Raw genomic sequence first — 22,952 nt, 5'->3', positions numbered from 1 at the left:
AATCCAGACAGAAAAGTTTTTATTTTCAGACGGCATGATTACTTCAAGGCCGTCTGAAAAATCAAAATAAAGGAAACTCATTATGACCATTATCGTAACAGGCGCGGCCGGCTTTATCGGCAGCAACATCGTCAAAGCACTTAACCAGCGCGGTATTACCGACATTGTTGCCGTCGACAATCTGAGCAAAGGTGAAAAATTTAAAAACCTTGTCGAGTGTGAAATTGCCCACTATCTTGATAAACACGAATTTATCCGCCAAGTGCGCGGCCATCTTTTGCCTTACGACAATATTGAAGCGGTTTTCCATCAAGGCGCATGTTCCGACACCATGAATCATGATGGTCTTTACATGATGGACAACAACTACCAGTACACGCTCGATCTCTTGGACTGGTGTCAGGATGAACGCATTCCGTTCCTTTATGCCTCCAGCGCTGCCGTATATGGTAAGGGTGAAATCTTCCGCGAAGAGCGCGAACTGGAAAAACCGCTCAATGTGTATGGCTACTCTAAATTCTTGTTTGACCAAGTATTGCGCCGCCGAATGGAAGAAGGTTTGACCGCCCAAGTTGTCGGCTTCCGCTACTTCAATGTTTACGGACAACAGGAGCAACACAAAGGCCGTATGGCATCGGTTGCCTTCCATCATTTCCACCAATACCGCGAGCATGGTTATGTTAATCTGTTTGGCGCTAATGACGGCTACGGCAATGGCGAGCAAACACGCGATTTTGTCAGCGTAGAAGACATTGCCAAGGTTAACCTTTACTTCTTCGATCATCCTGAGCTTTCAGGTATCTTTAACCTCGGTACAGGCCGCAGCCAACAGTTTAACGAACTTGCCGCTGCCACCGTCAACGCCTGTCGTGCAGCCGAAGGCAAGCCTGAAATGAGTTTGAAAGAGTTGGTTGAAGAAGAACTTATCCGTTATATTCCATTCCCAGATGCACTCAAAGGCAAATATCAGAGCTTTACTCAAGCGGATATTACCAAGCTGCGCGAAGCTGGGTATAAAGAAGAATTTTTGGATGTAAAACAAGGCGTCAGCCGTTACGTTAAATGGATGCTGGAGAACTTGGTTTAATAAATAGTACAGTAATGTTGTCTGAGAATAAAACCGACTTACCTGTTTGGGTAAGTCGGTTTTATTTTACTAAGATAGTATAAAAACTTAGTTGTATTCTTTGTGATGGGTAGTTGCAATACGGTTAATTTGCCAATCTAAAAATTGAGTGTAAACACTACCTCGTTCAATAAAAGGTATATCTTCAGCAGGTGGTTGGCTGATTTCAGCTTCTGCCGTCTGCAGTCCCTGATTGTTCCAACGATGGAACTCCTGATTACTTAAATTATAAAAACCATGTTCAGTTACTAAAACTTCAGGATTATAACCATAGCCACACCATGAAGAATCAACAGTAGGTGCAGTCAAATTACAACCGGTTTGATAATAAGGTGTTTCTGATAGGCTAAGATTATATAGCGTTGGCAAAATGTCTTTATGTGAGCCTGCCCGCTCAGGATGATATTCTGCATTAGAGCGGTAAGTAGGTGGAACATAAAGATAGAATGGTACACTGTGGCCAAGAGCAATTTCATTAGGTGAAGGATAACTGATTGCGCGCATATTATGGTCTCCAGTTGCAGCAATAATAGTATCCGGTGCAATAGATTTTATATGACTAATGAAGCGTCCAAGTTGGTCGTTGCTATATCGGAATGTGTTAAAAATCTCATTCAATTCTTTTCCTGTCGCTAGACTGGAAAGTCGCTGTTTTTCTTGCTCTGTGAGATGAAAATCTTTAGCTTGGTTAGGTTTAGGTAATTGATAGGGGGGGTGATTAGTTACTGATAGCATCATGATGAATACGGGAGTATTATTTTTTCTTGCTTGTTTCAACTCGTCTTCTGCATATCGGAACATAAATTCATCAGGTACTCCCCATGTGCTGGATTGGGCTTCAGGGTAGCGTACTTTGATCGCATTTTCATCAATGATTTCATGTACACCCAAATGACGCAGAAAACTATCAAAATCACGCCACCCCCCATTGCCGGCAGTGATATACACAATACGATATCCTGCATCAAGATATGGTTTAAACATGTTTCCAGGAAAAGTTTTATTTTTAGCGGCAGATTGACTAAGGTTAAGGCGTGGGCTACGAATAAAAAAACGGTGTAGTGAGTCGCTAGTACCATCACCCTCAGAGATAAAACGTGAATAAACCCAATCTTCTTTCCAATGTTTATCTAATTCACCTAATAGATCTCGTTCAGGCGTATTTAGAGAAAGCAAGTGTGTACTCATACTTTCCATAACTGCGAATACGACGCTGGGCTTACGTTGTTCAACAATTAAATTTTTATTAGTTTGTGTAAATAAGCGATTTAAATTGGCATCAGCTTTTTGATTTTGTAGACGATTCATCAGTTCAATACCATCTGAATCGGTAACTTCGACAAAATTATTACTGTTTCGATGTTCTGCAAAAGCCCAATTTAAAGAAATCAGTGCATTGGGAACTAATTTATTTATTTGCGGTAAGGTTGAAATTTGCATGGAGGTTTGTCGTAAAGGAAATTTACCAAACGAACCACGTATACCAATACTTAAGATTAAGATAGGTATCATTATGATAGCAACCCAAGTTGCTTTGCTTGTAGCAGTAGCAGAAAAAGAGTATCTGTTAATTTGGGAAAAATATTTCCAAAAAAGGGTTACTGCTATGGCTAAAGCAATTAGTCCCCAAATAATTGGGAAATCGGACCAAATAGTTTTGAGTACGGCTACAGTATCTTCCTCTGCAAGACCAAAAATAAAAACATCGAATTGGCGTTCGTAGACTCCATAATAAAACCAATTCCCTATAGCCAGAGCAGAAACGATAGATAACAATACTGTAGACAATAGTGCTTGAATCCGTCCATATGTTACAACAGTTTTTGAATTTAATAAGCTGAATAACCCCAGTAAAAATGGTAATGCCGTTAATACAGAAGCAGATTTAATATCAAATAATAACCCTTTGATCATAAGCTGGATAATATCCTCGGAATAACGACTACGGGTATCATCTGATAGATAATAGTGTGACATTAAACACCGTTCAATAAAAAGAATTAGAACAGTGCAAAGCCATAATGAAAAAGAATTGCATAGAATTTTTTTGTAGGCAAGTAGACGAGACATTTTGTAGATATGTAATAAGTATTTAAAACGGCGTTATTTTATAACCCTTTAAGGTTTTAAACTAGCATATAATTTTTATAGAAATCATACGATATGATGATTTGATTTTTGGAAGGAGATAGACATATGTTTTAGCTATTTCTTATAAATAAAAACATAATATGTTGAATTCATTTTAATATCATATAACTAGTTGGGGAAATTTGTTTTTGAATTAGTATCTTTTACGGCAATACAATTAATCTAAAATAAGAATAATTTAGTGGTTTAAATGAATCTCTTGTTCTAGATAGAATAGTGGGTATTTATAATTACAAAGCTGTTAATGGGCTATCTTTACTACTCTTAGGCGTGGGTACTAGATAAAAAAATAACCGCTTAAAAGCGGTAAATGGTGCCCGGAGCCGGAATCGAACCGGCACGGCCGGTTTAGGGCCGACGGATTTTAAGTCCGTTGTGTCTACCTATTTCACCACCCGGGCGTAGACAGTAAATTGAAAAATTGGAGGCGGGGGCGCGGATTTGAACCGGCCTATATAAGGGTTGCACCCCTTATAGCATAAACACTCTGCCACCCCGCCATGAAAGGGATGGAGGCGAGAGTCGGAATCGAACCGGCGTAGACGGATTTGCAATCCGCTGCATAACCACTTTGCTATCTCGCCAAAACTACGTTTGAGTGTTGTAGTATGAAACTGGAGCGGGAAACGAGTCTCGAACTCGCGACCTCAACCTTGGCAAGGTTGCGCTCTACCAACTGAGCTATTCCCGCGTATTCGGATGCATGATTTAATGGAGCGGGAAACGAGTCTCGAACTCGCGACCTCAACCTTGGCAAGGTTGCGCTCTACCAACTGAGCTATTCCCGCATTTGAGTGCATCTGAAATTAAACTGGAGCGGGAAACGAGTCTCGAACTCGCGACCTCAACCTTGGCAAGGTTGCGCTCTACCAACTGAGCTATTCCCGCATATTGAAAAAGAACAATCAACAAGTAATCAGTATGGAGCGGGAAACGAGTCTCGAACTCGCGACCTCAACCTTGGCAAGGTTGCGCTCTACCAACTGAGCTATTCCCGCTCTGATATTTGTTGCTTCGTATATCGAAGAAGACGCAATTATTATGGATTTAATTGTGTGCGTCAAGTGTTTTGTTTTTATTTTTTTAAAAATTTTATTTGAATTCTCTCCATGCCATTTTCAGGTAGTAGCACATGGACCAGATGGTCAATACAGATGCTATAAACATCAATATGTTACCAATGAGATAGAAAGGGTCGTTATATTTGTCCGTACCGATAAGTAAAAGGAAGATGGCGATCATTTGGGCAGTAGTTTTGAATTTGCCGATAGTGGCCACTGCAACGCTGCCGCGTTTGCCCATTTGTGCCATCCATTCGCGCAAGGCGGAAATGGTAATTTCTCGTCCGATAATAATCATGGCGAAGATGGCGTATGTTCTGCCAAGGCTGACGAGCAGGAGCAGGGCAACTGCGACCATGAGTTTGTCGGCAACAGGGTCAAGGAATGCGCCAAAGTCGGAAGTTTGTTTCCAGCGGCGTGCCAAAAAGCCGTCGAACCAGTCTGTAATAGCGGCAAGTGCAAAGATGATAGCGGCTGTCCAGTTGACGGTTTGTGGTTGAATCCATGTGTTCGGTAAATAGAATAGGATGGTGAACACGGGGATTAATAGGACGCGCATCCAGGTAAGTAAAATAGGTATGTTCCAAGGCATGGTTTGGGATCTTTTGGATGATGTGTCGGATTGTTCATTATAGCTTATTTGTTCACTCTGCTTTTTGAAGTGTTGTTTTTTTGCCGACAAGTATTTCGGGCATAGATTTTTGTCGTGTGGGTTGTGAAGAAAATCTGCTAAGGCCGTATGAAAAATAGGCTGTTGCGGGGTGTAAATGTTTTTGGGTAGAAAAGTAGCTGCGAAATAGTGGGCAATAAGGTCTGCCTGCTGTTCGATATTTAATTGGTTGATGTGGGGTAAGGGGATGGGGTAGGCGTAAGCTTTGCGTTTTCTGTATCCGCCTTTGAGCATGATGAATAGGCCGGAAAGCCAAACTTTGTGACCGCGCTGGTGTTGCCAGACATGTGTCAGCTCATGAATCAGCCAGATTTTGTAGGCGATCCCGGCTTGAGTGAAATCTTCGGGGCAGTGTTTACGCGGAAAGTATATGTTTCCATTGGGCGCAATGGCGGTATTGGCGTTGGGTATAAGTGGAATGCCGCGATATATTTTGATGCGGTGGAAGTTTATGCTGTCCGCAAAAACTTGTTTTGCCATACGGACTTCATTTTCGGTAAGTCTGCGCCAATCGGAAAAAATCATATTTGGAAGGGAATATAAGAGGGTATGAAGATTTCAGGCCGTCTGAAAGGTTTCAGACGGCCTGGGTCGGGATTTATTGTTCTGTTGAAGCGGCTTGTTTTCCGTTGTCGAACAATTTGTCCATGGGGGTCAGGTTGACTGCATTGCCTTGGCTGACTATCCATTTGTTTTCAACACGCCATACGCCTGAGGCATCTTCAACGCGTAAGTACCAATGATTGGTTGGGCGTAAAGGTTTAAAGACGGCTTCGTATTCCATGCGGCCGTTTTGTGGTTCGGCTGTTACGGCGCGCAGCTTGACGGTTTGGTCATCGGCTTTGCGCGTTGGGTGCATCAACAATAGGTTTAATGGCTGTTTGGTATCGAATTGTCCGCTGACGAATACTTTGGCGGCATTCATATCCGGACTGATTAAGACCTGCACCTGAATTTGCCGTTTAACGGCTTCTTCATCGCGGTGAAGTTGGATTTCGATGTGTTTGCCGTCTTTGTAGTAATCGTCAGACACCAAGTCTGTCGTGTGTTCTTTTGCGACGAAGAACATGGAAACGCTGGCGATAACGACGAAGATGGGGCCGGCCATCAGCACCCAGGGCCAAATATGTTTGTACCAAGGTTTGATTTTGGGTTGTGAGGACACCGTTTATTCTCCGATAAAGGTTGCTTTTTCTTCTAAAGTAGTCGGTTTGGAGTCGGCAGAGCCGGTCTCGCGATAGATAAAGGTAAATTCAATCGGATGGCTGCCTTTGTCAGCGTATTCGGGAATGGTAGATACCTGTACCGGGATGGTAACGGTTTCCCGCGGCGCAATTTTAATACCGTTTTCAGGTAGGCCGGTCAGCGCGATTTCATCAAAGCCTTTGACGGTTGCAGTCATCAGTTGTTCATTTTCACTATTGTTGATAATGCGCAGGTTATAGGCATTTTCCAACCAGCCTTGGCTGTTTTCGCGAACCATAACGCCACGGTCTTTCAGGATATCGACTTCGACCATTTTTCGGGTGGAAATGCCGACCAGGAAGGCGATGATGACCACCAGAAGTACTGCGCCATAACCAGCTACGCGCGGACGTTTCAAGCGTTTTCTGATGTCGCTTTCAGGGTATTCGTGTTCCAACGCGCCTTCGGTTGTATAACGGATCAAGCCGCGCTCGTAGCCCATTTTGTCCATGATTTCGTCGCAGGCATCGATACACGCCGCGCAGCCGATACATTGGTATTGCAAACCGTCTCGGATGTCGATACCGACGGGGCAGACTTGCACGCACATGGTGCAGTTGATGCAGTCGCCCAAGCCGCTGTCTTCTTTGTTGGCGGTTTTCTTGCGTGCGCCGCGCGGTTCGCCGCGTTCGGTATCGTAAGAAATAATCAGCGTGTCTTTGTCAAACATTGCACTTTGGAAACGTGCATACGGACACATATGCAGACACACTTTTTCGCGCATGATGTGGGCGAAGAAGAAAGTCATGAATCCGTAAAATGCTGCGGCAAACATTGCGCCGCCGCCTGCTGCTCCGGTGAATAAATCAGGAACAAATTGGCGGATCGGGATAAACCAGCCTGCAAAAGTGATACCTGTCCATGCGCAGACAAGGAAAATCAGCAGGTATTTGGTGGCCTTAATGCGAATTTTAGTAAAGTTCCAAGGCGATTTTTCCAGTTTTAGGCGTTTGTTTCTATCGCCTTCGACCAAGTTGTCAATCCACAGCATAATTTCGGTGTAAACCGTTTGCGGGCATGAATAGCCGCACCACAAACGACCGGCAATGGTTGTCCACCAAAACAATCCGAATGCGCAAATCATCAGCAGCAAGGCAAGGTAAATCAAATCGCCCATACCCAGCGACAGTCCGAAAATGAAGAAATGACGGTCAGGGATATTGAATAAAACCGCCTGACGGCCGCTCCAGTTGAACCATGGAATAACGTAAAATACAAACTGGGTCGCCAATACTGCGGCGATACGCAGTTTGGCAAAGCGTCCTTCCGCCTTTTTAGGATGGATGCGTTCGCCTTCAGGATGGATTTGAATCACGCTGGATTTGGGTTTGGAAGGTTTGGGCGGAGTGGCTTTTGCTGTTTTTTCTGTTGAGGGTGAGGTGTTTTCAGCTTGGTTTTCTGGTGACATTTCAGTGTTCCTTGATGAAGTGCACACAAGCCTGTTGTCATGGTAGTAGTTTGATGTGAATATTTTCAGACGGCCTTTCGCGTGCATACAAATCATAACATTTGACTCTATTCAAAGCAAAAGAGGGACTTCGTCTTAACGATGGATTCCTTGCGGCCGTTTGATGTAGTGCCGTCTGAAAAGGGCAGTATTCAAAGGTTTATGGTTCGGCCTATGTGCAAACTTATAGTGATTTGCTATTTACACGATAAAAATATATAAAGCACTGTTTCAAAACGAAATAACAGTTAATATCATCTGTCCCGTCCGTTTCGGGCAACCGAGTGGAAACAGGCCGTCTGACAAAGCGAATATCAAAAGCTATCCTTGAAAGCACGGCTGATTCAGGCGATAATCGGCACACCTTTTTTCATATTTCCAATCTTGTCCAAGGAAGGTCAAACCATGTCTCAACTGGCAAACGCAATCCGTTTCCTCTCAGTCGATGCCGTACAAAAAGCAAACTCCGGCCACCCCGGCGCACCTATGGGTATGGCGGAAATGGCTGAAGTATTGTGGACGAAGTTCCTCAATCATAATCCGGCCAACCCGAAATTCTACAACCGCGACCGTTTTGTCCTCTCCAATGGTCATGCTTCCATGATTCTTTACAGCCTGTTGCACCTGACCGGCTACAACGTCTCCATTGATGATCTGAAAAACTTCCGCCAACTGCACAGCAAAACCCCCGGCCATCCAGAATACGGCTACACCGACGGCGTGGAAACCACGACCGGCCCATTGGGACAAGGTATTGCCAACGCAGTGGGTATGGCTTTGGCCGAAAAAATCTTGGCTGCCGAATTTAATAAAGAAGGCTTGAACATCGTTGACCACCACACTTACGTCTTCATGGGCGACGGTTGTATGATGGAAGGCGTATCGCACGAAGCCTGTTCGCTCGCCGGTACTTTGGGCTTGGGCAAACTGATTGTTTTATATGATGACAACAATATTTCCATCGACGGTAAAGTGGACGGTTGGTTTACCGAAAATATTCCGCAACGCTTTGAAAGCTACGGCTGGCATGTGATTCCAAATGTAAACGGTCATGATACTGATGCCATTCAGACGGCCATTGAAGCGGCCAAAGCCGAAACCGGCAAACCTTCCCTGATTTGCTGTAAAACCTTAATCGGCAAAGGCAGTGCCAATAAAGAAGGCAGCCATAAAACCCACGGTGCGCCTTTGGGTGCGGACGAGATCGAAGCCACGCGCAAACATTTGGGTTGGGCTTATCCTGCGTTTGAAATCCCTCAAGAAATCTATGCTGCATGGGATGCAAAAGAAAAAGGCGCGAAACTTGAGGCCGAATGGAACGAACTCTTCGCTCAATATCAAGCCAAATATCCTGCCGAAGCCGCAGAATTCGTGCGCCGCATGGATAAAAAACTGCCTGAAAACTTCGACGCTTACGTTCAAGCTGCATTAAAAGAAGTGTGCGCCAAAGCAGAAACCATCGCCACCCGTAAAGCCAGCCAAAACAGCATCGAAATCTTGGCCAAAGAGCTGCCTGAATTGGTGGGCGGTTCTGCCGACTTGACCCCGTCCAATCTGACAGACTGGTCAAACAGCGTTTCCGTTACCCGCGAACACGGCGGCAACTATATTCACTACGGCGTGCGCGAGTTCGGCATGGGCGCAATCATGAACGGCCTTACCCTGCATGGCGGTGTGAAACCATTCGGCGCGACTTTCCTGATGTTCAGCGAATACGAGCGTAATGCCTTGCGTATGGCTTCACTGATGAAAATCAACCCTGTATTTGTGTTCACCCACGATTCCATCGGTTTGGGCGAAGACGGTCCAACCCACCAACCTATCGAGCAAACCGCCACTCTGCGCCTAATTCCAAATATGGATGTATGGCGTCCATGCGATACCGTTGAATCTTTGGTGGCGTGGTCTGAAGCCGTTAAAGCAGCCGATCATCCGTCCAGCCTGATTTTCAGCCGTCAAAACCTGAAATTCCAAGCGCGTGATGAGCAACAGCTGAACGACATCAAACGCGGTGCTTATGTAATCAGTGAAGCTCAAGGCAATGCACAAGCTGTTGTAATTGCTACCGGTTCTGAAGTTGAATTGGCTCTGGAAGCGCAAAAAGTATTGTCAGAACAAGGTATTGCCGTACGCGTTGTTTCCATGCCTTCTACCAATGTATTCGACCGCCAAGACGCCGCCTATAAAGCCGCCGTTCTGCCGGAAGGTTTGCCACGCGTAGCCGTAGAGGCCGGACATGCTGATGGTTGGTATAAATACGTCGGTTTGAACGGCGCCGTGGTCGGTATCAACCGCTTCGGCGAGTCTGCACCTGCTGATTTGCTGTTCAAAGAATTCGGCTTTACCGTAGACAATGTGGTTGCCACTGTTAAATCCGTTTTGTAAATCAGATTTTTGATTGAGATAAAAAGGCCGTCTGAAATTTCAGACGGCCTTTTTTCTAGGTCGTATCGTTTGGATTTGCGAATACGGTGAGTTGTAATTCAAATAGAAACGCTTTCATCAGCATCATTTCCGAGTTTGTGGGGAATTACTTTTAATTTAGTAACTGTTTTTCAAATGCCTGTTTCTTGGAATTTCCGACGGCTCTCCACCTGTGTAGGAAAAAAGGCTGATTGAAACGGTATGTTTTGTTCCCAACCCTGTTGCATTAAAACTGTTTCTCCACACTGATGAATGTCTGCATATTCTTGCGGGAATAGAAGCCGCTCATATTGCTGTCGATTTTCAAATAACGGAAATTCAAATGCGGCACCAAGCCTTTCCATGAAATTTTATTGTGCCAAATAGAGGCATTTGCCTGATATTCATGGTCTTTACGGGTCAGATGGTACACCAGGCTACCCGGTGCATCAAAGGTACGGCGGGCGTAGCGCAGGTTGGTGCGGATGCCGAACCCGTTCTCAAACGCTTTTACCGCGCCAAAGCGTATGCCCTTGCGTACGGATGCCTGCTCCGCTTCTTTGGTCATGTCGTGCGACCAGTCCACGCCTCCGTGAATCAGCCAGTTTTTCGGCGCAGAGTATGCCAGCGTTGCTCCCACTAGCGGCATATGGCTGTTGTAACGCGCAGCCGTGTTGCTGTTTTGATAGTATTTTTTGATATAGCCTGCATTGAACGAGAGCCGCCATTTTTCGTTCAGACGACGTGAAAAGTCGGTATGGATACCGGTTTCACGATTATAGCGTTTGCCGCCCATCCAGTTTTGCTCGGCAAACGGTACAACCCCGAAAGATTGCATCGCCGAATGGTTTTTATAGCCTGCCGCCAAGCGCAGGCTTTGCTCGTTAAAATCCTGATTGTCCCAATAATGCACGCCGTCGCCGCTCAGGTTGCCGTAAACAAAATGATGCCCGCCCATGTTGATTTCGCGCGATACACCGGCGCCGTAGCGGATACCGTGCGCCTTTTGCGGCAGGCTCTCAGCGGTTTTATTCCAGCGTCTGCCGTTCCATTCTATAACGCGCTCGGACGAGGCATTGTTCACATTATCGGTCTGCTCGTATTGCAGTGAAACATCAGGCTGCCAGCTTTGCGCCGATTCAATGGCGGCAAGATAACGGTCGGCAAGTTGCTGCATGGGCGGCTGCAAATCCGGTTTTGCACGTTTCAATTCTGCCTTTGCCTCGCGGTACTGCTTGTTTTCAAACATCATGACGCCCAAATCGAAACGCGGATACGCCAAATCGGGATGTTTCTCCAAAATGCCGCGATAGAGCGAGACAGCTTCATCATGCCGCAACTGACTGCGCCTCAACGCGCCTAAAGCATAATCGTATAAAACGGCATCACGGTCGGGCGCAGCTTTATATTGCGCCAACACGCCTTCCAGCGTCTTCCAGTCCCGTCCGATTAATGAACGGTTGATTTGTGCTTCCAATGAGGAAGCGGTAGATAGGTCGTCTGAAAGCCTCTGTTCTACAGGTTTGTCGTCGTTAAATTCTTTTGAGGGCGTTTCGCTGTTGGGTTGTTTGTCAAAAAATACAGGAGTAGGTACACGGACAATGGGTGTTTCAGCAAGGGCGGCTGATGTGAAGGAGAATATTAGTAAGACGAGATAGTTTTTATTCATTTTATTCAGTGGGATATGGGTCGTAGGAATATTCTGTCATTATAAGGATAACACGGTGAAAATGATCGAAAAGGTCGTCTGAAACGTTTTCAGACGACCTTTTGGTCATATCACATTACTATTAGCGGGAGCCGGCAAAGCCGATTTCACCGTCATTAACCGTACCGACGATTTCTTCCGCATTAGGGCCGAAGAAGCCGAGCGCATAATCGCCACGGTTGGAAGAGCCTTGAATACCGTATCCCTTAATTTCGGTGTTATCGATTTCGTTGGTGTAGCTGCCTTCTCGAATAGACGCTTCGTGCAGATTGATGTCGCTGCCGACACCGGTAATTTTACCGCTGCCTTTTCTGCTGTCAAAGTCAACAGAATACGCTAATTTACCTTGGCTTGCGCCATCGCTTGCAATACCTGAGTAGTCAAATTTGCCCGCAGTCGGCAGGGTTTGGGTAGTTTGACCTTTAATCAGGATATAAGAATCGTCAAAATTCTCAGATTTGTTGATGTCTGGACCTCTAAGAGTAGCTTTTGTCGGATTGATGCCCGCAATTAAAGAGTAGTTTTGACGGTAGATATGAGCTTTACCGCTTTGGGTAATGGTGTAATTTTTACCTTCGGCACGCGCAATGGCAGTTTCTTGGAAGTCTTGATTGAGTGCTAATTTTTTGAGCGGGTATCCGGACAAATTAAGTTCCTTGCCCTTACTGGTTTGATTACCTAATTTCACAGTGTATGATTGAAGGGCAGCATCATCAACACCAAACTCTTTTGCTAGGTGTTGAACAGCTTCATTAGCATTGCTTTTTAAACCTTCGTATGAAACTGAAAAATCAACGCGTGGTGTAGCATTGGCATTAGATGGGTTAGTAACGGATGGATTTACATTAGGCTGGTTGTTGCCGTTGGAATCGCTGCCGCTGCTGCAAGCCGCCAGACTCAAGGCGATAACAGTTACTGCACTTATTTTTTGTAAAGACATAGATGCTTCCTTTGTAATGATTTGGTTGATAATTGAAATGCAGACGTATTATCAAATAGTCATTTAAAAATATCAAGTGAATAATTTACAAAAATAATTAATTTGTTAAATTATTAGATATTTTGCTATTTATGACCACTATTCGGCGACTGACAAAAAAGCCCGCGTAGGGCGCGGGCTTAGGGTAAAAGCGGATTTTATACCTCTTTTACAGGGGTAGCGGCGGTAGTGCTTTTCAGCAAATCGACTGCGTGCTGGCAGTTTTGCTTGCTGGTGTAGCCTTGGCCCTGAGCGATGATTTCATGGTTGGCTGCTTTCAAATGCCAACGGTATTCGCCTTTTGCGTCTTTATAGATTTCAAAATACATAAGGTTTCTCCTATGAATGAGTACACGTTTTCTTACCGCTTTGACGGCAAGTCCTGGTCATTGAGCATTTGGGCGGACAGCCCTGAAGAAGCCCGGGCAAAATTTCAGGCTGCACGGGAAAATGCGCAGTATGACGGCGAAGTTGTAACAAAGATTTATACATTTGTAAATATTTCGTGGGTTAAGAAGTTGTACAGACGGATAAAATATTTAATGGGTATCAAAGAATGACCTACCGTGAATTAGTTGAACGTCAGTTGGCTGTGCGCCATGCCGATTTGGAATTGGTCTTAAGCCGCTCCCGCGAACAAGAATAGATGAGAATTGGATGTTAATTACAAAAAGGTCGTCTGAAAACGGAAATTTCGTTTTCAGACGACCTTTTGCCTTTATCCTTCAAACCGCTGCTGTTTCAGGTTTGACCTTGCTTTTCTTAAACTTCAACACGGCTTCTTCTTTTGTTGCATCCCAGTTTATCAGCACAAAGCCGCCTTCGGAGAGTTTGCCGAACAGGAGTTCGTCGGCGAGCGGTTTGCGGATTTTTTCCTGAATCAGTCGGTTCATCGGACGTGCACCCATTTGCGGGTCGAAACCTTTTTCCGCCAGATATTTGCGCAATGCCGACGTGAATTCGGCTTCGACTTTTTTGTCGAGGAGCTGATGTTCGAGCTGGAGCAGGAATTTGTCCACGACTTTGACGATAATGGGTTCGGACAAGGGTGCAAACGGGATAATCGCATCCAAGCGGTTGCGGAACTCGGGCGTGAAGAATTTGTTGATTGCCTGCATTTCGTCGCCGCGTTCGCGTTTGGCTGTAAAACCGAGGCTGGGTCGGCTGAGGCTTTCTGCGCCTGCGTTGGTGGTCATAATCAGGATGACGTTGCGGAAATCGGCGCTCTTACCGTTGTTGTCGGTCAGTTTGCCTGCGTCCATGACTTGCAGGAGGACGTTGAAAATGTCGGGGTGGGCTTTTTCGATTTCGTCCAAGAGCAATACGCAATGCGGCTGCTTGTTGACGGCTTCGGTTAAAAGGCCGCCTTGTTCAAAGCCGACATAGCCCGGAGGCGCGCCAATGAGTCGTGATACGGCGTGGCGTTCCATGTATTCGGACATATCAAAGCGTTGCAGCGGTACGCCCATCGAGTAGGCAAGCTGTTTGGCGACTTCGGTTTTGCCGACGCCGGTCGGGCCGGAGAAGAGGAAACTGCCTATTGGTTTGTCGGGCAGGGCGAGGCCGGAGCGCGACATTTTGACGGCGGCAACCAACGCATCAATGGCATTTTCCTGACCGTAAACCATGTTTTTCAAATCGCGGCCGAGGAATTGCAACACTTGTTTGTCGTCGTGCGACACGGTTTTTTCGGGAATCCGCGCGACTTTGGCGATGACGGTTTCGATTTGCGCTTTGCCGATGACTTTTTTCTGTTTGGATTTGGGCAGAATCCGTTGTGCCGCGCCTGCTTCGTCCATTACGTCTATGGCTTTGTCGGGCAGGAAGCGTTCGTTGATGTAGCGTGCGGAAAGTTCGGCTGCGGCTTCAAGTGCGCCTTGCGTATAGCGGACTTGGTGAAAATCTTCAAACATCGGTTTCAAGCCGCGCAGGATTTGAACGGTTTCGGCAACGGAGGGTTCAACCACGTCAATTTTTTGGAAACGGCGGCTTAGGGCGTGGTCTTTGTCGAAAATGGTGCGGTATTCATCGTAAGTTGTCGCGCCGATACAGCGCAATGAACCTTTCGCTAATGCGGGTTTGAGCAGGTTGGACGCGTCCATCGTACCGCCGCTGGTGCTGCCCGCGCCGATGATGGTGTGGATTTCGTCGATAAACAAAATGGCATGCGGGATTTTTTCGAGCTGTTTCAGGACGGATTTAACCCGCGCTTCAAAGTCGCCGCGGTATTTCGTGCCCGCCAACAGCGAACCCATATCCAGCGCGTACACTTCGGCTTCCTTAAGTGTGTCGGGAATGTCGCCGTTGACGATTTGATGTGCCAAACCTTCTGCCAGTGCGGTTTTGCCTACGCCAGCTTCGCCGACCAAAAGCGGATTATTTTTGCGGCGGCGGCACAGGATTTGTACCAGCCGTTCCATTTCGTGTTTGCGACCAATCAAAGGGTCGATACGGCCGGCTTTGACTTCGGCGTTGAGGTTGACGGTGTAGTCTGAAAGGGAGCCGGTTTTCTGTTCCGCTTCTTCGCCCTCGCGTCCCAGGCCGTCTGAATCATTGCCGTCTTCATCATCGGGTGAGCCATGGGCAATACAACGCAAGACTTCAAAGCGCGTAATGGATTGCAATTTGAGGAAATAAACGGCATGGCTTTCGGATTCGCTCATCATGGCAACCAAAATATCCAAAGGCTCTACTGCGGCTTTGCCGGCAGACTGGGTATGCACCATCGCCCGTTGGATGACGCGTTGGAAGCCCAATGTCGGCTGGGTTTCGACCGTATCCAGAAGATGATCGGGAATTTGCGGCGTATTTTCTGCAACGCTGGCCGCAAGCTGTTCGGACAGGACTTTCAAATCCGCACCGCACAGTTTCAAGACGTTCGGCACAGCCGCATCTTCTTCTATCAGCACCAAAAGCAGGTGTTCCAAGCTGATAAACTCATAACGGGCGTTGCGTGCTTCACGGTAGAGCAGTTGCAGGATGTGTTCCAATTCGGGTGAAAGCATGATTTAAACCTCTTCGACTATACATTTGAGCGGATGCCCTTCAGCTTTGGCGCGTTCCATGACCTGATGTTGCTTGGTCTGCGCAATATCGCGCGTGTAGGTGCCGCACAGGCCTTTGCCTTCGTGGTGCACCAGCAACATAACGGCCACGGCCTGTTCTTGTGCAAGCATAAAGACTTCGGTCAGGATTTCGACGACAAATTCCATGGTGGTGTAATCGTCGTTCAATAAAAATACGCCGTAACGTTTCGGCGGCTGTGTGTTGATATCGCTGAGCAGAGTATCGGATTGGTGGTCGGTATTCGGATGGTTCATAATCTTAGGTTTCAGTTTTCAGACGGCCTGTTTTAGAGTGTAAACCGTTTTCTGTTGTATTTCGGCAATTTTTTTCTATTTTCCCACTTTTTTGAAAACATAGCTTGACGTTTTGTCTTAACAAATGTAAAAAGACGGTTAAGCAGAAGTTGGCACTCGACCGCGTATCCAATACGTGGGAGAAACGCTGAACGTTTTAGTTTGCTGTATGCCTTGTTTTGCTGATTTTGTTAATTTTTAAGTATAGGAAGTTTCTAATGGCAACCGGTATCGTAAAATGGTTTAACGACGCTAAAGGTTTTGGTTTCATCACTCCTGATGAAGGTGGCGAAGATTTGTTCGCTCACTTCTCAGCGATCAACATGGATGGTTTCAAAACCCTGAAAGAAGGTCAACGCGTATCTTTCGACGTAACCACCGGCCCTAAAGGCAAACAAGCTGCTAACATTCAAGCTGCTTAATCAAATGTGCGGCATAAGCCGTAAAATCATGGCGGGGTTTCCCGCCATTTTTTATGGGCGTTTGGGTTAAAAATTATGAATCAAAATTCATCTTATCAAAATGCTTTAAACCAGTTGGACGAGCTTATCTGTCATTTTCGCAGCGAAGGCGAGGTCAGCTGCACCGTTGCCGAGCGTGAAGACCAAATCTTGATCCGCCTTGCCGATTTGAAACTGGATTTGCGCCCTGAAGATGAAAAAGCCATTGCCGATATAGACCGCTTTTACCGCCGGCATGTTTTAAGCGAATAAACGTTTCAAAACCGTTTGCCGTTTTATTTTTTAAGCATGCCTGATAAAATAGGCCGTCTGAAAAGTTTGTAAAGAATCAGCATAATGAGTATTGCCAATAATAAAAAAGCCTTTCACGATTTCTTTATCGAAGACCAAATCGAAGCCGGTATAGTATTGGAGGGATGGGAAGTCAAAGCCATCCGCGCTGCACGCGTGCAATTAAAAGAAAGCTATATCTACTGGAAAAAAGACGCATTCTATTTGGTGGGCTGCCACATTACCGCATTGCCCACTGCCTCGACACACGTCAAACCCGACCCTGTCCGCCCGCGTAAGTTGTTGTTGAAACAATCGGAAATCAATAAGTTAATCGGCAAAACCGAACGCGCCGGTTATACGATTGTGCCCTTAAACCTGCATTACACCCGAGGTAGAATCAAAGTGGAAATCGGTTTGGCGAAGGGTAAGAAACAGCATGACAAACGCCAAAGCCTGAAAGAAGCTGATTGGAAGCGTGAGAAACAGCGTTTGATGAAAAACGTACGTTGATTTTTTTTCAGACGGCCTTTTTATAAAGGCCGTCTGAATATTTATTGTTTGAAAATTTTAAAAAGGAAAACAGAGAGTAACAACGGTTCTGGCTGCGGCTTCCGCTATATTGAAGCCTGAAGAGCTGACCAGTATCAAACATGTCTGCATCATTCAAAATGCAAAAGTAAGACCGCATGATTTGGATCGCGCTTTGTCTAAAGCTTTGGCAAAACGCGGCATTGGCAGCACTATTGTGACAGCGGACAACCGCGGCAAACTGTATGATTCTTCTTGCCCGTATAACCTACGTTACAAGACCAAAGGCAATAACGAAATCTTGCGTAAAGGCGTATTTGTGTTGCGAAGCACGAAGTATGCGGTTTCTACTGTCAGCTACTCTTTAAATGATGAAAATCACTTTCGAACCAATCCTGATTTGGTGAAACAGGCTGAAGGCGTTGTGGCCAAATTGTTGGAAAAAAACAGCAAATAGCCAGAATAAAAAACCGGCTTGCCGTGATATGGAGAATATCGGGCAAGCCGGTTTTATTTTCAGACGGCCTTAAATGGATTTGATTTTTTCCCAAAGGGTTTTGACTGTACCTTGATAGTAGGTTTCGGAAGTGCAATAGACTGTTTCTAAAGCGCATTGTCCTTGTGAGCCGTATTTTTTGATACACTGGTTCAAGGCAATTTGATGCACGGTTTTGAAACGTGGGGAGGTAATGGCCACTACATTTTGAGCAGTCAATTTGCCCATGGCTTTAGGATAGGCAACAGCGATACAGGTGTTGTGCAGAGGGACAACAGTTTTACAGCCTGTTGCTTGGCCTGCGCTGATACCGACTAAGGCATCTTGGCCTTTGCAGAATGTTTCGAGTTCGGCTGTCGCATCCAGTTGGGTGGCATTTTCTTTGGTGGTTTTGATTTGCAGAGCTTCATTGCTGTCGGCAGGGTTTTGCCACATGGCCAAGTAGCCGTAAGTATCGGCAGCCAGGGCGGCAGGAGTCAGTGCGCAAAGGATAAGTGTCATTAGTGTTTTTTTCATGTTTGTTCCCTGTTTGTTGGGTATTTGTCGTTATTATAAAGCAAAAGTACTTATTTGATATAAATTTGCTTTTAAAATGAATATTTGAGTGTGGCAGATAGATTATAGGCCGTCTGAAATTTCAGACGGCCTTTTGATTATGTTTTAAATAATAGGGCGTAGCTTAGATGCTTATACGCCGTGGCGGTCAAGCCAACGTTCGGCATCAAGCGCGGCTTGGCAGCCGGAAGCGGCGCTGGTGATGGCTTGACGGTAGGTATGGTCTTTGACGTCGCCTGCCGCCCATACGCCTTCGATATTGGTTGCGCCGACATTGTCACCGGTGCCACCTTTGGTTTTCAGGTAGCCGGTTTCATCCATATCGAGTTGGCCTTTGAAAATATCAGTGTTGGGTTTGTGGCCGATGGCGATAAAAACGCCTTTTACAGCGATTTCTTCAGTGCTTCCGTCATTGTGTTTCAGGCGTGCACCGGTAACGCCGCTTTCGTCGCCCAAGATTTCATCAACCGAGCTGTTGAGCTTGAGGATGATTTTGCCTTCTTCGACCCGTTGCATCAGCTTGTCAACCATGATTTTTTCGGCGCGGAAGCTGTCGCGGCGGTGAATCAGGGTAACGGTGTTGGCGATATTGGCAAGGTAGAGTGCTTCTCCCACAGCGGTATTGCCACCACCGACTACGGCAACATCTTGTTTTTTATAGAAGAAACCATCGCAAGTTGCACAGGCGGAAACGCCTTTGCCTGCAAAGGTTTCTTCGCTTGGCAAACCTAAATATTTGGCGGATGCGCCGGTGGCAACGATGAGCGCATCACAGGTGTATTCGCCCATATCGCCTTTGAGGGTAAACGGACGGTTTTGCAAATCAACGGTGTGGATTTGGTCGAAAATCATTTCGGTACCGAAGCGTTCGGCATGAGCTTGGAAACGGGCCATCAGTTCCGGACCTTGTACGCCTTCTGCATCGGCAGGCCAGTTGTCCACTTCGGTGGTGGTCATCAGTTGTCCGCCTTGCTCAACGCCGGTAATGATCACAGGGTTGAGATTGGCACGGGCGGCATAGACGGCGGCAGTATGGCCGGCAGGGCCGGAGCCGAGGATGATGAGTTTGTGATGGTTGCTCATGATGGTTTCCTTACTGATAAATGATTGAATTTTGTTGTATCTAAGCTCTCAGATGGCCTGAATTTTACTTGAATCTGCCGCCGTCTGAAATATGTTTGTTGCTTGGGTTTAGTGGCTGTCTTTCCATTGATAGTATTTTGAGCCGAGGAAAGAGCCGAGTTTGCGTAGGAAAGGCTGGGTAATGATGTTGCTGTGGCGCAATTGTTCAAAAGGTTTCAGACGGCCGTCATCGCCCATAATGGCTTCGGCAATCGCCAAACCGGCAATGCCGGTAATCGCCATACCGTGTCCCGAATAGCCTTGGGCGTAGAAAACGGTAGGGGCGAGGCGGCCGAAATGTGGGGCGAGATTGCGCGTGATGTCACATTCGCCACCCCAGGAATGCTCGATTCTGACGTCGGCAAGTTGCGGGAAAACTTTCAACATATCTTGGCGGACGAGTTCGGTCATGCGGTCTGGATCGTCGATAAACTCGTTGTCTTTGCCGCCGAAGAGCAGGCGGCCGTCGGCGCTGAGGCGATAGTAGTCAAGGACGTGGCGGTTGTCGCAGATGGCCATATTGTTGCGGATCAGGTCTTTGGCACGCTCGCCCAGAGGCTCGGTGGCGATGATAAAGGTACTGACTGCAATGGCTTTTTGTTCCAATACTTTGAATTTCGGGTGTAAACCGGCATAAGTATTAACGGCATAAACGAGGTTTTTGCACTCAACGCTGCCATTGGGCGTATGAACCAGCCAGCCGTTATCGCATGGCTCGATACGTGTCATCGGTGATTGCTCAAAAAGTTGTGCGCCTGCGTCGGCTGCCGCTTTGGCAATGCCTAAGGTGTAATTAAGCGGGTGCAAGTGGCCGGATAAAGGATCAAATTGCGCGCCTTGATACATATCGCTGGCAAGTTGTTGCTTCAGCGTGGCTTTATCCCAAAGCTGGTAATGGCTTGCACCATAATGTTTTTGGGCGTGTTCGTGCCATTGTTGCAATTCTTCCCAATGCTGAGGATGGACGGCGACGGTAGCGTAGCCGCGTTGCCAATCGCATTGGATGTTGTGTTTTTGAATGCGCGAGTCAACCAGTTCAACGGCTTGCAGAGATTGCTGCCAGAACCATTGGGCCTGTTCCAAACCGACTTGTTTTTCGATTTCTTCCATGCCGCAGGCAAAGTCGCTGATGACTTGTCCGCCGCTGCGACCTGATGCGCCGAAACCGATACGGGCGGCTTCAAGTACGATGACTTCATGGCCGTTTTCGGCAAGCGGTAGGGCGGTGCATAAACCGGTCAAGCCGCCGCCGATAACGCAGGTTTCAGTTTTCAGACGGCCTTCAAGCATCGGATAAGACGGATGGGGATTGGCCGTGCTGACATAGTAGGAAGGAAGGTATTCTTTGAAGCTGGGATTGATCATGATTTGAGCTTTAGGTTGGTTTTCACTTCATTGAAAATAGGTTTTCAGACGGCCTTAAATGTGGGTTTGGGTTCAGGCCGTCTGAAAGGATAAGATGCAGTTAATAAAACAGGCTGTTCCGACACTTTATCGGACAGCCTGTCTGCATATTAGGCGGCTTTCTCGGCTGCCAATTTTTCTTGGCGGTAGGCTTCGGCAGCCTCGCGTTCCCGTTTGGTTGCCTGACGCATCATCCAGTAGTTGACGACAATCACCAGCGTACCGATGATACCGATCAGGATGGTTGCCAAAACGTTCATTTGAGGGTCAAGGCCGAGTTTGATTTTGGAGAAAATCACTTGCGGCAATGTCGATGAACCCGGGCCTGACAGGAAGGAGGTAATCACCAAGTCGTCCAAAGACAGGGTAATGCCCAAGAGGAAGCCTGAAGCAATCGCAGGGGCAATCAGCGGCAGGGTAATCACGAAGAAAATCTTCAGCGGACGGGCACCCAAGTCCATTGCAGCCTCTTCCAAGGATTGATCCAATTCCACCAGGCGCGAGCGGATAACGACGGTAATGTACGCCATGCAAAGTGTGGTGTGGCCGAGGAAGATGGTGAAGAAGCCGCGATCGAAGTAGAGCGATTGCAGCAATTCACTGCCTTGCAGGAACATTTGCACCTGAATAATCAACAGCAGCATGGACAAACCGGTAATCACGTCAGGCATCACCATAGGCGCGGAAATCATACCGGCAAACAGGGTGCTGCCGCGGAAGCGCTTGATACGCGCCATAGCGTAACCAGCTAATGTGCCGAGTGCTACGGCGGCAAGCGACGAAACGATGGCGATACGTAATGACAGCCAGGCCGCTTCCAAGATGGTGTCGTTTTCCATCAATGCGCTGTACCATTTGGTTGAGAAACCGCCCCAAACGGTAACCAGTTTGGATTCATTGAAAGAATAGATGACCAAAACCACCAGCGGAATATAGAGGAATGCCAGCGAGAGCAGGAGCATCAGTTTCAAGAACCAGGATAATTTGGTTTTCTGCATTATTTGCCTCCTTCTTCCAATTCGCGGTTTTCATAGTGCTGGAACAGGGCAATCGGTACAACCAGCAGGGCAACCATGACGACGGCGACAGCAGAAGCCAGCGGCCAGTTGTTTTGGTCGAAGAAAGCCTGCCACAATACTTTACCGATCATCAGGTTTTCAGAGCCGCCCACCAATTCAGGAATCACAAATTCACCGACGGCCGGAACAAAGACCAGCATAGAGCCTGCGATGATGCCTGTTTTGGATAAAGGCAAGGTAATGGTAAAGAACGATTTGATCGGACCTGCGCCCAAGTCGGAAGCAGCTTCGAGCAGACGGTTGTCCAGTTTTACCAGTTGTGTGTACAGCGGCAAAATCATAAACGGCAGATAGGCGTAAACCATCACCAAATTCAGCGAGAAAGCATTGTAGAACAGATCTAAAGGCTCGCTGATGATTCCATATTTGATTAAGAAATTGTTGATGATACCGTTGTGTCCCAATAAGCCCATCCATGCGTAAACACGCAACAGGAAAGAGGTCCAGAAAGGCAGCATGATTGCCAACAGCAGGCCGTTGCGCGCAGCCGGATTGGCGCGTGAGATGGCATAAGCGGTCGGGTAACCAATCAACAGGCAGATGATGGTCGTCGTCAGCGCAGTCTTAATCGAAGACCAGTAGGTCATCAGATAGATATTGCTGTTTTCACTGTCGCCAAACGGATTGAGCGTACTCCAAAAGTTTTGGAAGATGTCGGCGTAGTTCTGATAGCTGATGGCAATGTTCAGACGGCCTAAGTCTTCATCAATCGTCGTCAACGGCGTAAATGGAGGAATGGCGATTTCTTGTTCGGCAAAACTGATTTTCAATACGATGGCGAACGGAATCAGAAACAGCACCAAGAGCCAGATATACGGCACGGCAATCACTGCACGCTGTCCAGGACGGCGAAACAGTTTCTTTTTCAGTTTTTTAAGGTCCATT

At 46.8% G+C, this 22,952-nt stretch carries 21 protein-coding genes and 7 tRNA genes; 7 read left to right on the top strand and 21 right to left on the bottom strand.

Going from position 1 to position 22,952, the window contains the following annotated elements; all coding sequences use genetic code 11:
• The first annotated feature begins 82 nt into the window (after positions 1-82).
• Positions 83-1,087 (top strand): ADP-glyceromanno-heptose 6-epimerase, encoded by a 1,005-nt coding sequence (gene rfaD / locus O3661_RS04410; protein ID WP_371492423.1) that lies wholly within the window; start codon positions 83-85, stop codon positions 1,085-1,087.
• An 87-nt stretch (positions 1,088-1,174) separates the two neighbouring features.
• On the opposite strand, the gene O3661_RS04405 is transcribed toward rfaD, so the two are convergent.
• The 11 genes from O3661_RS04405 to ccoG all read right to left on the bottom strand — a co-directional run bounded on the left by O3661_RS04405 (position 1,175) and on the right by ccoG (position 7,661).
• On the bottom strand, positions 1,175-3,196 hold the full coding sequence (locus tag O3661_RS04405) for an LTA synthase family protein (RefSeq protein ID WP_371492421.1): 2,022 nt from the start codon (positions 3,194-3,196) through the stop codon (positions 1,175-1,177).
• A gap of 392 nt (positions 3,197-3,588) precedes the next feature.
• A tRNA-Leu gene (locus O3661_RS04400) sits at positions 3,589-3,678 on the bottom strand.
• A gap of 21 nt (positions 3,679-3,699) precedes the next feature.
• Positions 3,700-3,777 (bottom strand) — tRNA-Cys (locus O3661_RS04395).
• Positions 3,778-3,787: 10 nt separating this feature from the next.
• Positions 3,788-3,861, bottom strand: a tRNA-Cys gene (locus O3661_RS04390).
• A gap of 31 nt (positions 3,862-3,892) precedes the next feature.
• A tRNA-Gly gene (locus tag O3661_RS04385) sits at positions 3,893-3,968 on the bottom strand.
• A 21-nt stretch (positions 3,969-3,989) separates the two neighbouring features.
• Positions 3,990-4,065 (bottom strand) — tRNA-Gly (locus tag O3661_RS04380).
• A gap of 24 nt (positions 4,066-4,089) precedes the next feature.
• Positions 4,090-4,165, bottom strand: a tRNA-Gly gene (locus O3661_RS04375).
• Between the two features lie 34 nt (positions 4,166-4,199).
• Positions 4,200-4,275, bottom strand: a tRNA-Gly gene (locus tag O3661_RS04370).
• A 94-nt stretch (positions 4,276-4,369) separates the two neighbouring features.
• Positions 4,370-4,930 carry a CDP-diacylglycerol--glycerol-3-phosphate 3-phosphatidyltransferase gene (gene pgsA / locus O3661_RS04365; RefSeq protein WP_107723669.1) on the bottom strand — a complete coding sequence of 187 codons (561 nt, stop codon included), beginning with the start codon at positions 4,928-4,930 and terminating at the stop codon, positions 4,370-4,372.
• Positions 4,931-5,606: 676 nt separating this feature from the next.
• Positions 5,607-6,173 (bottom strand): FixH family protein, encoded by a 567-nt coding sequence (locus O3661_RS04360; RefSeq protein WP_107723459.1) that lies wholly within the window; start codon positions 6,171-6,173, stop codon positions 5,607-5,609.
• A 3-nt stretch (positions 6,174-6,176) separates the two neighbouring features.
• Complete coding sequence (gene ccoG / locus O3661_RS04355; protein WP_371492420.1) at positions 6,177-7,661, bottom strand: cytochrome c oxidase accessory protein CcoG; 1,485 nt, start codon at positions 7,659-7,661, stop codon at positions 6,177-6,179.
• Positions 7,662-8,105: 444 nt separating this feature from the next.
• On the opposite strand from ccoG, the gene tkt reads away from it, so the two are divergent.
• Positions 8,106-10,085, top strand: a complete 1,980-nt coding sequence (tkt, locus tag O3661_RS04350) for a transketolase (protein WP_070826451.1) — start codon at positions 8,106-8,108, stop codon at positions 10,083-10,085.
• Between the two features lie 265 nt (positions 10,086-10,350).
• Here the strand turns inward: tkt and O3661_RS04345 are convergent, their stop codons facing one another.
• From O3661_RS04345 to O3661_RS04335, 3 genes are all read right to left on the bottom strand, one after another.
• The gene (locus tag O3661_RS04345) at positions 10,351-11,772 is read right to left on the bottom strand and encodes a surface lipoprotein assembly modifier (protein ID WP_371492419.1); all 1,422 of its coding nucleotides are present in this window, start codon (positions 11,770-11,772) and stop codon (positions 10,351-10,353) included.
• A 121-nt stretch (positions 11,773-11,893) separates the two neighbouring features.
• Positions 11,894-12,751, bottom strand: coding sequence for a factor H binding protein domain-containing protein (locus O3661_RS04340; RefSeq protein WP_371492418.1), 858 nt, complete (start codon positions 12,749-12,751; stop codon positions 11,894-11,896).
• Between the two features lie 197 nt (positions 12,752-12,948).
• A complete protein-coding gene (locus O3661_RS04335; RefSeq protein WP_049332664.1) occupies positions 12,949-13,119 on the bottom strand; it encodes a YegP family protein in 171 nt (56 codons plus the stop codon).
• A gap of 12 nt (positions 13,120-13,131) precedes the next feature.
• On the opposite strand from O3661_RS04335, the gene O3661_RS04330 reads away from it, so the two are divergent.
• Entirely contained in the window at positions 13,132-13,350 is a 219-nt protein-coding gene (locus O3661_RS04330; protein ID WP_049332666.1) for a hypothetical protein, read from the top strand.
• A gap of 165 nt (positions 13,351-13,515) precedes the next feature.
• Here the strand turns inward: O3661_RS04330 and clpA are convergent, their stop codons facing one another.
• Both clpA and clpS read right to left on the bottom strand, forming a co-directional pair.
• The gene (clpA, locus tag O3661_RS04325) at positions 13,516-15,795 is read right to left on the bottom strand and encodes an ATP-dependent Clp protease ATP-binding subunit ClpA (RefSeq protein WP_371492416.1); all 2,280 of its coding nucleotides are present in this window, start codon (positions 15,793-15,795) and stop codon (positions 13,516-13,518) included.
• A 3-nt stretch (positions 15,796-15,798) separates the two neighbouring features.
• On the bottom strand, positions 15,799-16,110 hold the full coding sequence (gene clpS / locus O3661_RS04320) for an ATP-dependent Clp protease adapter ClpS (RefSeq protein WP_003679561.1): 312 nt from the start codon (positions 16,108-16,110) through the stop codon (positions 15,799-15,801).
• A 257-nt stretch (positions 16,111-16,367) separates the two neighbouring features.
• Here clpS and O3661_RS04315 point away from each other — a divergent pair, with 257 nt between their 5' ends.
• The 4 genes from O3661_RS04315 to O3661_RS04300 all read left to right on the top strand — a co-directional run bounded on the left by O3661_RS04315 (position 16,368) and on the right by O3661_RS04300 (position 17,868).
• Positions 16,368-16,571 carry a cold-shock protein gene (locus tag O3661_RS04315; protein WP_003682902.1) on the top strand — a complete coding sequence of 68 codons (204 nt, stop codon included), beginning with the start codon at positions 16,368-16,370 and terminating at the stop codon, positions 16,569-16,571.
• A gap of 75 nt (positions 16,572-16,646) precedes the next feature.
• Positions 16,647-16,862, top strand: a complete 216-nt coding sequence (locus tag O3661_RS04310; RefSeq protein ID WP_371492415.1) for a branched-chain amino acid ABC transporter — start codon at positions 16,647-16,649, stop codon at positions 16,860-16,862.
• Between the two features lie 84 nt (positions 16,863-16,946).
• Positions 16,947-17,393, top strand: coding sequence for an SsrA-binding protein SmpB (gene smpB / locus O3661_RS04305; protein WP_003679566.1), 447 nt, complete (start codon positions 16,947-16,949; stop codon positions 17,391-17,393).
• Positions 17,394-17,502: 109 nt separating this feature from the next.
• A complete protein-coding gene (locus tag O3661_RS04300) occupies positions 17,503-17,868 on the top strand; it encodes a hypothetical protein (protein WP_371492414.1) in 366 nt (121 codons plus the stop codon).
• Positions 17,869-17,937: 69 nt separating this feature from the next.
• On the opposite strand, the gene O3661_RS04295 is transcribed toward O3661_RS04300, so the two are convergent.
• The 5 genes from O3661_RS04295 to O3661_RS04275 all read right to left on the bottom strand — a co-directional run bounded on the left by O3661_RS04295 (position 17,938) and on the right by O3661_RS04275 (position 22,951).
• A complete protein-coding gene (locus O3661_RS04295) occupies positions 17,938-18,423 on the bottom strand; it encodes a DUF4189 domain-containing protein (RefSeq protein ID WP_371492413.1) in 486 nt (161 codons plus the stop codon).
• A 171-nt stretch (positions 18,424-18,594) separates the two neighbouring features.
• Positions 18,595-19,545 (bottom strand): thioredoxin-disulfide reductase, encoded by a 951-nt coding sequence (gene trxB, locus O3661_RS04290; RefSeq protein WP_371492411.1) that lies wholly within the window; start codon positions 19,543-19,545, stop codon positions 18,595-18,597.
• A 108-nt stretch (positions 19,546-19,653) separates the two neighbouring features.
• A complete protein-coding gene (locus O3661_RS04285; protein WP_371492409.1) occupies positions 19,654-20,949 on the bottom strand; it encodes an NAD(P)/FAD-dependent oxidoreductase in 1,296 nt (431 codons plus the stop codon).
• 149 nt (positions 20,950-21,098) lie between these two features.
• Positions 21,099-21,986, bottom strand: a complete 888-nt coding sequence (locus tag O3661_RS04280; RefSeq protein ID WP_049329770.1) for an ABC transporter permease subunit — start codon at positions 21,984-21,986, stop codon at positions 21,099-21,101.
• Entirely contained in the window at positions 21,986-22,951 is a 966-nt protein-coding gene (locus O3661_RS04275) for an ABC transporter permease subunit (protein ID WP_295709309.1), read from the bottom strand. The genes O3661_RS04280 and O3661_RS04275 overlap by 1 nt, the downstream gene beginning before the upstream one ends.
• Position 22,952 lies beyond the last annotated feature (1 nt).

The sequence above is a fragment of the Neisseria sp. 20925_1_37 genome (assembly GCF_041433255.1).
Classification (GTDB): domain Bacteria; phylum Pseudomonadota; class Gammaproteobacteria; order Burkholderiales; family Neisseriaceae; genus Neisseria; species Neisseria flavescens_D.
This window is presented reverse-complemented; position numbering and strand designations above follow the sequence as displayed.

Bases quoted from the DNA above. Each gene is read 5' to 3' on its own strand.
- rfaD (WP_371492423.1), top strand. From the start codon at position 83: ATGACCATTATCGTAACAGGCGCGGCCGGCTTTATCGGCAGCAACATC.
- O3661_RS04405 (WP_371492421.1), bottom strand. From the start codon at position 3,196: ATGTCTCGTCTACTTGCCTACAAAAAAATTCTATGCAATTCTTTTTCA.
- pgsA (WP_107723669.1), bottom strand. From the start codon at position 4,930: ATGCCTTGGAACATACCTATTTTACTTACCTGGATGCGCGTCCTATTA.
- ccoG (WP_371492420.1), bottom strand. From the start codon at position 7,661: ATGTCACCAGAAAACCAAGCTGAAAACACCTCACCCTCAACAGAAAAA.
- tkt (WP_070826451.1), top strand. From the start codon at position 8,106: ATGTCTCAACTGGCAAACGCAATCCGTTTCCTCTCAGTCGATGCCGTA.
- O3661_RS04345 (WP_371492419.1), bottom strand. From the start codon at position 11,772: ATGAATAAAAACTATCTCGTCTTACTAATATTCTCCTTCACATCAGCC.
- O3661_RS04340 (WP_371492418.1), bottom strand. From the start codon at position 12,751: ATGTCTTTACAAAAAATAAGTGCAGTAACTGTTATCGCCTTGAGTCTG.
- O3661_RS04335 (WP_049332664.1), bottom strand. From the start codon at position 13,119: ATGTATTTTGAAATCTATAAAGACGCAAAAGGCGAATACCGTTGGCAT.
- O3661_RS04330 (WP_049332666.1), top strand. From the start codon at position 13,132: ATGAATGAGTACACGTTTTCTTACCGCTTTGACGGCAAGTCCTGGTCA.
- clpA (WP_371492416.1), bottom strand. From the start codon at position 15,795: ATGCTTTCACCCGAATTGGAACACATCCTGCAACTGCTCTACCGTGAA.
- clpS (WP_003679561.1), bottom strand. From the start codon at position 16,110: ATGAACCATCCGAATACCGACCACCAATCCGATACTCTGCTCAGCGAT.
- O3661_RS04315 (WP_003682902.1), top strand. From the start codon at position 16,368: ATGGCAACCGGTATCGTAAAATGGTTTAACGACGCTAAAGGTTTTGGT.
- O3661_RS04310 (WP_371492415.1), top strand. From the start codon at position 16,647: ATGAATCAAAATTCATCTTATCAAAATGCTTTAAACCAGTTGGACGAG.
- smpB (WP_003679566.1), top strand. From the start codon at position 16,947: ATGAGTATTGCCAATAATAAAAAAGCCTTTCACGATTTCTTTATCGAA.
- O3661_RS04295 (WP_371492413.1), bottom strand. From the start codon at position 18,423: ATGAAAAAAACACTAATGACACTTATCCTTTGCGCACTGACTCCTGCC.
- trxB (WP_371492411.1), bottom strand. From the start codon at position 19,545: ATGAGCAACCATCACAAACTCATCATCCTCGGCTCCGGCCCTGCCGGC.
- O3661_RS04285 (WP_371492409.1), bottom strand. From the start codon at position 20,949: ATGATCAATCCCAGCTTCAAAGAATACCTTCCTTCCTACTATGTCAGC.
- O3661_RS04280 (WP_049329770.1), bottom strand. From the start codon at position 21,986: ATGCAGAAAACCAAATTATCCTGGTTCTTGAAACTGATGCTCCTGCTC.
- O3661_RS04275 (WP_295709309.1), bottom strand. From the start codon at position 22,951: ATGGACCTTAAAAAACTGAAAAAGAAACTGTTTCGCCGTCCTGGACAG.